Source organism: Micromonospora sp. NPDC052213 (assembly GCF_040679695.1).
GTDB lineage: Bacteria > Actinomycetota > Actinomycetes > Mycobacteriales > Micromonosporaceae > Micromonospora.
The window spans coordinates 50,505-59,909 of sequence record NZ_JBFAVI010000025.1 but is presented as its reverse complement, the minus strand read 5'-3'; the positions used below and the strand labels follow the sequence as shown (position 1 = coordinate 59,909).

General features: G+C 75.9%; 7 protein-coding genes. 3 read left to right on the top strand and 4 right to left on the bottom strand.

Going from position 1 to position 9,405, the window contains the following annotated elements; genetic code table 11:
- Positions 1-36: 36 nt before the first annotated feature.
- The gene (locus AB0L34_RS09490) at positions 37-543 is read right to left on the bottom strand and encodes a MarR family transcriptional regulator (protein WP_363703389.1); all 507 of its coding nucleotides are present in this window, start codon (positions 541-543) and stop codon (positions 37-39) included.
- Between the two features lie 21 nt (positions 544-564).
- Here AB0L34_RS09490 and AB0L34_RS09485 point away from each other — a divergent pair, with 21 nt between their 5' ends.
- From AB0L34_RS09485 to AB0L34_RS09475, 3 genes are read left to right on the top strand one after another with little or no spacing between them, the layout of a single operon-like run.
- On the top strand, positions 565-1,278 hold the full coding sequence (locus tag AB0L34_RS09485) for an NADPH-dependent F420 reductase (protein WP_363703387.1): 714 nt from the start codon (positions 565-567) through the stop codon (positions 1,276-1,278).
- Positions 1,275-1,412, top strand: a complete 138-nt coding sequence (locus AB0L34_RS09480; RefSeq protein WP_363703385.1) for a hypothetical protein — start codon at positions 1,275-1,277, stop codon at positions 1,410-1,412. The genes AB0L34_RS09485 and AB0L34_RS09480 overlap by 4 nt, the downstream gene beginning before the upstream one ends.
- Positions 1,412-2,143 carry a hypothetical protein gene (locus tag AB0L34_RS09475; protein ID WP_363703383.1) on the top strand — a complete coding sequence of 244 codons (732 nt, stop codon included), beginning with the start codon at positions 1,412-1,414 and terminating at the stop codon, positions 2,141-2,143. The genes AB0L34_RS09480 and AB0L34_RS09475 overlap by 1 nt, the downstream gene beginning before the upstream one ends.
- 356 nt (positions 2,144-2,499) lie before the next feature.
- On the opposite strand, the gene AB0L34_RS09470 is transcribed toward AB0L34_RS09475, so the two are convergent.
- From AB0L34_RS09470 to AB0L34_RS09460, 3 genes are read right to left on the bottom strand one after another with little or no spacing between them, the layout of a single operon-like run.
- Positions 2,500-4,437: a hypothetical protein gene (locus AB0L34_RS09470; protein ID WP_363703381.1), complete on the bottom strand. Its 1,938-nt coding sequence runs from the start codon at positions 4,435-4,437 to the stop codon at positions 2,500-2,502.
- Complete coding sequence (locus AB0L34_RS09465; protein ID WP_363703379.1) at positions 4,434-8,204, bottom strand: DUF5682 family protein; 3,771 nt, start codon at positions 8,202-8,204, stop codon at positions 4,434-4,436. Before AB0L34_RS09465 ends, AB0L34_RS09470 begins: the two co-directional genes overlap by 4 nt.
- Entirely contained in the window at positions 8,201-9,391 is a 1,191-nt protein-coding gene (locus tag AB0L34_RS09460; RefSeq protein ID WP_363703377.1) for an AAA family ATPase, read from the bottom strand. Before AB0L34_RS09460 ends, AB0L34_RS09465 begins: the two co-directional genes overlap by 4 nt.
- Positions 9,392-9,405: the final 14 nt, after the last annotated feature.

Genomic DNA, 9,405 nt, shown 5'->3' with positions numbered 1-9,405 from the left:
TCCAGCCGCCGAAGGGCCTGGTCAGGGCATTGTCGGTCAGCCGGCCGGGGCTGCGGCGTCGCCGGGCCTGGGACACGGTGCGGCCTCGTGGGCCGGCCGCTCGCGGTCGCGCCGCAGGAGCCGGTCGAGCAGATCGTCCAGGGTCTTGATCTCGTCGCTGGTGTAGTCGGCGAAGACGCGCTCGAGGTTGCGCACGTGAATCCTGGCCGCCTCCTCGAGTTTCCGCCGCCCGTCGGGGGTGAGGGCGGCGAAGCTGACCCGCCGATCGGTGGGGCAGGGAACGCGTTCCACGAGACCGGCGGTGACCATCCGGTCCAGGAGCCGGGTCATCCCTCCCGTGGTGAGCGCGATCTGGCTCGCCAGGGCGCTCATCGTCAGTTTGTCCGGCGAGCGGGCGATGCGCAGCATAGCCTCGAACCAGGTGTGCGGGATGCCGCACTCGCGCTCCAGCGCCTCGCCGAGCTGCCGCTCCAGCGCGCTGTATGCCTCCACGAGCCGCCCGAACGTCGTCACCAGCCCGTGGTCGACCGCGCTCTTCACCATGCCAGAAACCTTACACTACAGATGTTGACGGCTCAAATAGTCCGACGTACAGTCGTTGAGTACTCAACATCTGAGTCGTCAGAGAAGGAGTGGGACATGCGTATCGCGATCCTGGGTGCCGGCAATGTCGGTGGGGCTGTGGCGACCGCCGCCGTGCGCGCCGGCCACGACGTCGTCGTCGCGGCGACCAGCGCCGAGCACGCCCAGAAGGCGGCCGGCAGCGCCGGTGCGAGCGCCGCTGCGTCGAACGCCGAGGCGGTGCAGGGAGCAGATCTCGTGCTGCTCGCCGTCCCGCACGCCGCCGTCGCCGGCATCGCCACCGAACTGGGCGAGGCACTGACCGGCAAGGTCCTCGTCGACGTGACGAACCCGCTCAACGACACCTACAGCGACCTGGTCACCGGCGGCGTCTCGGCTGCGGAGCAGCTTCAGGCCCAGGTGACCGGGGCATCCGTGGTCAAGGCCTTCAACACCATCCTCGCGAGCCGCCACAGCAACCCGGTGGAGAGCGGCGCGCCCCTGGACGCCTTCATCGCCGGCGACGACGGTGCCGCCAAGGACAAGGTCGCCGAGCTGGCCTCCTCCCTGGGCTACCGGGTGATCGACGCGGGCGGGCTACGGATGGCCCGGTCGCTGGAGGAGATGGCACTGCTGAACATCATGCTCAACGCCCGTAACGGGTGGAGCTGGCAGAGCGGCTGGAAGCTGGTCGGGCCGGTGGGCGGCGCAGCATGAGCGTCAGCCCCAACACGGCGCCCGTCCAGCACCTGTCGGCGGAGGTGCGTCGCTGGAGCGACGTCGGCACGGTGGGCCGGCTGCTGCCGGGCCCGGTGGACGCCACGGCGCCCGCGCGGACGAAGGTGCGGTGATGAGCGCGATGCGGACGTTCGCGCCGCCGGTCGTGGCCACCGCGGGCAGCACCGATGCGGATGCCCCGCTGGTGGTGCTGCTGCACGGCCGTGGCTCGCACGAGCGGGAGATCCTTCGCCTGGCCGACCACCTGCCCGTGGGCCCCACGTACGCGGCGGTGCGGGCGCCGATCGCCGAGGGCGGCGGGTACGCGTGGTTCGCCAACCGCGGCATCGGCCGGCCGGTCGCCGAGTCGTTGCGCGCGACAATGGACTGGTTCCGCGACTGGCTCGACGGTGTCGCTCCCGCGGGCCGACCGGTGGTGCTGATCGGGTTCAGCGGCGGGGCCGCGTTCGCCGGTGGGCTGCTGCTCGACGATCCGGGCCGCTACGCCGGCGCCGCGATCCTGTACGGGACGCTGCCGTTCGACGCCGGCGTCCCGACCACGCCCGGCCGGCTGGCCGGCGTGCCCGTCGTCGTCGCCCAGGGCGAACACGACAGCGTCATTCCACGGGAACTGCTCGACCGCACCTGGAACTACCTGCTCACCGAGGCCGGTGCCGCGACCCTCGCCCGCCGCGACCCGGTCGGACACGGCATCGCCGCGCCGGCGCTGGCGACCGTAGCCGGCTGGCTGCGGGAACGCCTGGCACTCCTTGCCGACCGGGTCCGCCCGACGCCGTCTCCGAGGACGTGGACAAGGCCGCCCGGCGGCCAGCTCCCGCCGCCCGTGGGGCCCGCCCGACGGTGAGCAGTCAGATTCGGCGGCAGCAGCACAGCGACAAGCGGCGGTCGAGCTGCGGGGACAGCTGTTCGCGCGCATCGCCGCGCTGCCACCCGCGCTCGCCGCGGGCTTGACCGCCAAGGGCTGCGGCGTCGTTCCGGCCGCACCTGCCCGGCCAGCCGCCGGTGGTACTGAGCCGGATCCGAACCCGGATGTTGTCGCCCTCGGCGACGAGGGCCTGGACCTGCTGCCTTTCGCCGGAGGGTCGGCGCCCGCCCGGGTTCGGGCGGGCGCCGGGGCGCAGGTGGTCCGGGTCGTGTTTCGCGTCACCTGGCCTGCCACCCACCGGCCGGTGGCTCGATCGCCCCCGGGATTCCGGCAGGTCAGCCAACCGGTGGGCCGATCCAGGAGGACCGGATCAGCTCCCGCTCGGTGGCGGCGAGGTGGGCGGTCGCGGCGAGCCAGGCCCAGGCGTACCGGTCCGGGTCGGGATCGGTGAGCCGGCCGAACGCGTCCCGGCCGCGCCGGTCGGACTCGTCGGCGAGCGCGGCGGCCACCGCGGCGGCGGTGGTGAAGCCGGCGCGGCGCAGCGGACCGGCCAGCCCGGCGCCCTCGCCCCGGGCCGCCTCGCCGACGGCGCGGCGACCGCCGGAGACGGCCAGCTCCACCAGCCGGCGGACCCGCCACAACGGGGACTCCGCAACCGCGTCGGCACCGACGGCGAGAACCGGTTCGGTCATCGCGGCCGGGTCACGCGGCGGCAGGTGGCCGCCCTGGATCTGGTCGTAGCCGAGGTCCGCCCGGCCGTGCCAGTCCGCCGGCAGCCGCAGCGTCGTGGCGGCACCGGGCACCGGGCCGACCGCGAGCGGGTGCAGCGTGCTGGCCCGGTCCGGGTCCAGCCGGCCGACCACCCGGATCCGCAGGCCCGGCCTGGAGGCGAGCCGCCGCAGGTTCGCCACGTGGGCCAGCACCGGGTGGGAGTTGACCGGCACCAGCCGGATCACCGGCCCATCCGGCACCGGCGCGCGGTCCGGCCCGGCGTCGGTGGCGGGGGCCAGCTCCCGGGCCAGCACCTGGTCACCGGCGGCACCGACCACCATCAGGTCACAGCCGACCAGCGCGGTCCCGGCCCGGGCCGGGTCCTCCGGATCGTCGGCGGCGAGTTGGGCGGTCACCACCTCGGCGAGCGGGCGGGCGAACAGTTCCGCCAGGGGCCCGGTGGACCAGTCGGTCCCGGAGATCGGGGTGGCTCGGACCCCCTTGCCGGCACCGAGCCGGCCGTCCGGGGAGACGGTGGTGCCGGTGATCCGCAGGCCGCCGCGGGCCAGCACCGCGTGGTTGACCGCGACCGCGCCCATCTCGGTGACCGCCCGGGCGCAGTCCTGTGCCCGGTCCGGGCCGCCCGGCTTCACGTCGCCGAAGGAGAGCTGACGCCCGTCGGCGGCGACCAGGTGGGTGACCACCCCGGCGTACCCGGTCGCGCTGATCACCGGTTCCCGGCAGACGCCGTACACCTCCAGCGTGCCGTCCGGCTGGTAGGCCCGCCGGAGGATGCCGACCAACGCCGGGTCGGGATCGCCGGCGGCCAGCCGACCGGCCACGTACAGCAGGTCGTGCAGCACCTCGACCAGTTCCGCCAGCCGATGGCCGGTCTGTCGTCCCCGGTGGGCGCGCAGTCCACGTACCGTGCGCAGCGCGGCGCTCTCGGCCCGCGGCAGGCCGGCCAGCCGGGCGCTGTGCGCGGCCCGCAGCAGTTCGGCCTGCGGGACCGCGCCGGCGGCCGGGACGCCGGCCGCGAGCACCGCGGCGGCTGCCCGCCACAGCGCGCCGGCGGCGGCCCGTTGCGCCTTCGTCGGTGCCGCGCTCCGTCCGGCACGACCGGCGGCCGCGCCATCCGTCTTTCCGGTGCGCCCGGCCCTCCCGGTACGCCCGGTGGCCGCGCCGACGTCATCCGAAGTGGACGACGCGGCGGTGGTGGACACCGGATCGGGGTGGGTGGCCGGGTCGGCGACCGGGCAGGCGACCAGGACCGCGGTCCGGTGCAGGCAGCGGGGCGACAGCAGGCAGCTGCACCTTGCCTGGTGCGGGTCGGTGACCGCGCCGGTCGGTCCGGGCGTCAGGGTGACCAGAGCCTCGGCGCCGCAGTCGACCGACACGCCGCCGTCGACCCGGCCGACCGGTACACCGGCCAGCCGTTCGACAGTGGCGTCCAGCCGCTTGTGCAGCCGGGACGGCAGGGCCGCCACCGCCGCGGCGGCGACCCCCGGCAGCACCGGCGGCAGCCGGTCGGTGTCCACGGCGGTGGATGTGCGGTCCGTCAACGTGATCCTCCGCGTACACGGTCGCCCACCCAGCGGGCGAGTTCGAGCGGGCTGAGAGCGGCGACCGGCATCCCCGCCGCGACGAGCTGCTCGGCGACCGGTACCGAGTAGCAGGGCACTCCCCTGTCGTTCAGCGCGGCACAGCCGAGCAGATGCACGCCGGAACTGGCCAGCGTGCGGACCTCGCCGAGCAGCCCGGCCAGCGGGTAGCCCTCCTCGAAGTCGCTGACCACCGCGACGATGGTGCGGCTCGGCACGGTCACCAGCGAGCGGGCGTGGGCCAGCCCGGCGGCAATGTGCGTACCGCCGCCGACGCGCACCTCCAGCAGCAGCGACAGCGGGTCGTCGACCCGGTCGGTCAGGTCGACCACCTCGGTGGAGAAGGCGAGGAAGTGGGTGGACAGGGTGGGCACCCCGGCCAGCACGGCGGCGGTCAACGCCGACCACACCACCGACGCCTCCATCGAGCCGGACACGTCGACCACCAGCACCAGCCGCCAGTCGGCCTCCTTGCGGGTCCGGGTGTTGAAGACCGGACGTTCCGGCACCACCACCGTCCGGCCGTCGCCGAGCCGCTGGGTGTGCGCCAGGTTCGCCCGCAGCGTACGGGCGAGGTTGATCCGGCCGCCGGGACGGCGGGACGGACGCGGGTTGGTCAGCCCGGTCAGCGCCGGACGGACCTGGGTGGCCAACTGCCTGGTCAGCTCCTCGACCAGCCGCCGGACCAGTGGCCGCAGCTTGGCCAACTGCCCCTCGGGCAGGCCACCGGCCAGCGACAGCACCGAGGTCAACAGCTCCATCGAGGGGCGTACCGCGGCCGGGTCGAGTTCGGTGAGCACGTCGGTACGGCCGCTCTCGGCCGCCCGGGCGATGACCTCCTCGCGTACCGCGGTGCCGAACAGCGCCTCGAGTTCGTCGGCCCACTCGCGCGCGGTCGGGAAGGAGGCGTCCTGGCCGCCGCCGGCCGCCTGGCCGAGGTCGGTGGCCCCCTCGCCCTGGCCCGCCCCGTACAGCTCGTCCAGGGCGCGGGCGTAGCGGCGGGCGTCGGTCGGCAACCGGTCGGGTTGGCGGCCGAGCAGCAGCCGCCACCGGTCCGTGGCGGTGAGCCAGGCGGCCGGCGTGCCCGCCCCGGGTTCGACGTCGGCGGCGCCGGTCGGCGTGCCCGGCCCGGGTTCGACGTCGGCGGCGCCGGTCGGCGTGCCCGGGATCGGGATGTCGCGGGCGACCAGGGCGGCCCGGCCGGCCGCGTCGGCGGCGGCCCAGCGGGCCAGCAGCTCGGGCGCGGCGGACAGGGCCAGATCGAGTCGGTCGCCCAGCCGTTCGGCAACGGTGTGCAGCAGCCGCTCCCGGGCCGCCGGGGTGAGCACGTCGAACCCGCCACGCAGCGCCGGCAGCCGGTCCAGGAACTCGGTGTCGGTGAGCCGCTCGATCCGCTCCAGCAGCGGGTCCAGCGCGGCCGGGGCGGACTGCAGCAGCGGATGCGCCGCGATGAGCAGACCACCGAGCAGCCGGTGCAGGTGCCGACGGGTGTCCGGCCCGGTCGCCGCGTCGATCCAGCCGGCCACCCGCGTGCCCAGGGTTTCCAGGTCGGTCAGGTCGAGCAGCACCCGGGCGGCCAGGGCGGCACCCTGGATCAGCGACGAACCGGCCCGGGCCAGGTAGGCGAGGGCCTCGTCCAGGCGTAGGCCGATCCGGTCCTCGCCGGCCCGGACCGCGAGGTCCACCAGCGCGGCGGCATCGGCCGCGGCGTCGCTGCCGGCCAGGCCGGGCAGCCCGCGGACCGCCGCGTCCAGCAGCACGACCGCCAGCTCGGCCGCCCGGGCCCGACCGTCGGCGGTGGTGCCGGGCAGGTGTTCCCGGCGCAGCGCCTCCAGCAGGTCCAGTGCGGCCAGCAGCTCGGGCAGCGTGCCGGTGCCCGGCAGCACCGCGGCCGCCAGCTCGAGCCGGTCGGTGACCAGTTCGGGCAGGTCGCACCGGGCGGCGTCGCGTAGCCCGGTGAGCAGCTGAGCGGCGGTGGGGCCGCCGTCGGCGGCCTCCCGGCGGAACCGCTCCCGCAGGGTGCCGGCCGCGGCCAGCGCCGCGGTCACCCCGCGTACGCCGACCAGGTCCAGCCGGGCCGCCACGGACGGCGTCCAGGCCAGTTGCCAGCGGGTGGTCAGGGCGGCACCGTCGCCGGTCCCGGACACCGCGATCGGCTCGCCGTAGCCGACGCCGCAGATCTGGAGGCGTTGCAGCAGGATCTCCCGCCGCCCGTCCAGCTCGGTGCGCAGCGGGTCCAGCCGCACCTCGCGGGACTTCGGGCTGTCCGGGTTGGGCATCCGCAGCGCGGTGAGTTCCGCCTCGACCGCTGGGCCGAGCCCGGACCGCGGCGTACCGGGGGCGACCCGGCCCCGGTCGGCACCGACCAGCACGGTCTCCAGCGCCTTCGCCAGCGCCCGGCCGCGGCCGAGCAGTTCACCCTGACCGAGCACGGTGGTCACCGCCTCCAGCACCTCGCCCCGGCCGGGGGCGGGCAGGTCCCGCAGCCGGGCCAGGTCGCCGGCCAGCCGTACCGTCTCGGCGGCCTCGCCGGTACCGGCGGTGTGACCGGCCGAGCGGAGTTCCCGGCACAGGTCGGTGACCGCCCGGGCGGCGGCGGCGCGGATCAGTTCCGGGTCGCCGCCAGCGGTGAAGACGGACTGCTGCCAGCGCGGGTCGCGGATCCCGGCCGGGTAGCCGGACCGGGAGTCGAGCAGGTCGAACGCGTACGGCACCAGCGAGGTGACCACCGTACCGCCGCCGCTGGTGGTGGCCGACCCGGGTCGGGTCGTCACGGACCGCACCGGACCGGCCGGGGCGACGACGGGCCGGGTGGACGCGGCGGCGACACCGGCGGTCGACACCGGATCTCCGCCGACCGGGCCGGCCGACCGGGCCGGGCCGTCGCCGTCGTCGGTCGACGGGGCGGCGAGCAGGGCCGGGGCGTGGAAGGCGCCGATGACGGCGGCGACCCGCCGGCCGGCTGCGCCGGCCTCGGCCAGCACCCGGCGCATGTGCCGCTCGCGGGCCAGGTCCCGGGCCGGCACGCCGTCGCCGCTGGCGCTGTCGGTACGCATCGCCCAGCCGACGCCGAGGGCGGCCCGGCGGACCGCCTCCGGCGGGCAGCCCGGGGCACGCACCTCGACCACCCGGTCCCACAGGTCGTCGCCGTCCCGGCCGGTGCCGCTGGCGCTGAGCGCGACGGCGTAGCCGGACCGGCGCAGGCCGGGCACCGGCTCACCGGCGTCCGGGTCGGGATCGGCGGTCGGCGCGGAACCGGCAGTCGGGCCGGGTTCGGTGGCCGGGTCGGTGCTGTCGGCGGTCCAGCCGGGGTCGGCCAGCGGCAGGTCGCAGCAGACCACCTCGACGCCGCGTTGCCGGGCCCAGCGGATCGCGGCCAGTTCCGGGGAGAAGTCGGCGAACGGGTAGAAGCCCATCGGCCCGTCCGTGCCGTGGCTGCCCACCAGGGCCAGCGGGGCCCGGGCGGCCGGGTCGGACAGGTACGGCAGCCAGCCCTGGAAGTCGGCCGGCAGCTCGATACAGACCACCTCGGCGCCGGCGGCGTCCAGCAGTGCCGGGACCACCGCGGCGAGGGCCGGGCTGTGATGCCGCACCCCGATCAGGTACGGCCGGACCGAACCGGCGAGCGCGTCGACCACGGCTCGCGGATCGGCCGTCGTCGGGTCGACCGTCGACGGGGCGGCGGTCGGCGGCGCCGCACCGGTCGACGTGCTGGAGAGGGTCGTCACCGCAGGCTCTCCCGCAGGTCCCAGAGCCGACGCCACATCGCCGAGCCGTCCTCGGCGCGGCGGCGGACCGGGCCGTCCCAGTAGCCGAGCAGTCGGGCGTGGTCGTTCTGGTCGTCCTTGCGGACCACGCCGAGCAGGTGCCCGGGCACCAGGTCGAGCGCGTCCCCGCCGGGCAGGTACGCGGCGGCCAGGCCGAGCGACGCCGCCACCTGCACCGCCTCGGCGGTGGACATGACCGTGCCGGGCCGTTCCACGTCCCAGCCCTCGCCCGACCGGCCGGTACGCAGGTCGCGGAACACGGTGACCAGGGCGTCCAGCACCGCGTCGTCCACCGTGTACGCCGCGCCGGCACGCTGCACGGCGGCGGTGGCCTGCCGGCGGACCAGGTCGGTCTCGGTGTCGGCGTCCGAGATCGGGTGGACGGTCTCGAAGTTGAACCGGCGCTTGAGGGCCGAGGACATCTCCGACACGCCCCGGTCCCGCAGGTTGGCGGTGGCGATCACGGTGAACCCGGGCACGGCGCGGATCAGGCCGTCCTCGGTGCCGGCCAGCTCCGGGACGTTCATCCGCCGGTCGGACAGGATGGACACCAGCGCGTCCTGCACCTCGGGCAGGCAGCGGGTGACCTCCTCGATCCGGACCACCCGGCCGGTGCGCATCGCGGTCAGCACCGGCGAGTCGACCAGCGCCTGCGGGGTCGGGCCCTGGGCGAGCAGCAGGGCGTAGTTCCAGCCGTACCGGAAGGCGTCCTCGGTGGTGCCGGCGGTGCCCTGCACGGTCAGCGCGCTGGTGCCGCAGACCGCGGCGGCCAGCAGCTCGGACAGCATGGACTTCGCGGTACCGGGCTCGCCGACCAGCAGCAGGCCCCGCTCACCGGCCAGGGTGACCACGCACCGCTCGACCAGGCTCCGCTCACCGACGAACTTCGGCGCGATGGTCATGCTGTCCGGCAGCTCGGTGCCGTCCGGGCCGGTGCGCCGGTCGGCGGGCAGCTTCAACGCCTCGCCGTCGCTGCCCCGGATGAAGGTGACCACGGCGCGCGGGGTCAGCGCCCAGCCCGGCGGCCGGGCGCCGTCGTCGTACGCGGCCAGGAAGGCCAGCTCGTCGGCGTACCGCTGTTCGGCGGAGAGGACCTGGGCTGCGGTCTCCGGCGCCGCGATGGGGCGGACGTGTTCCGTCACGGTCACGGGTGTTCCTCGAT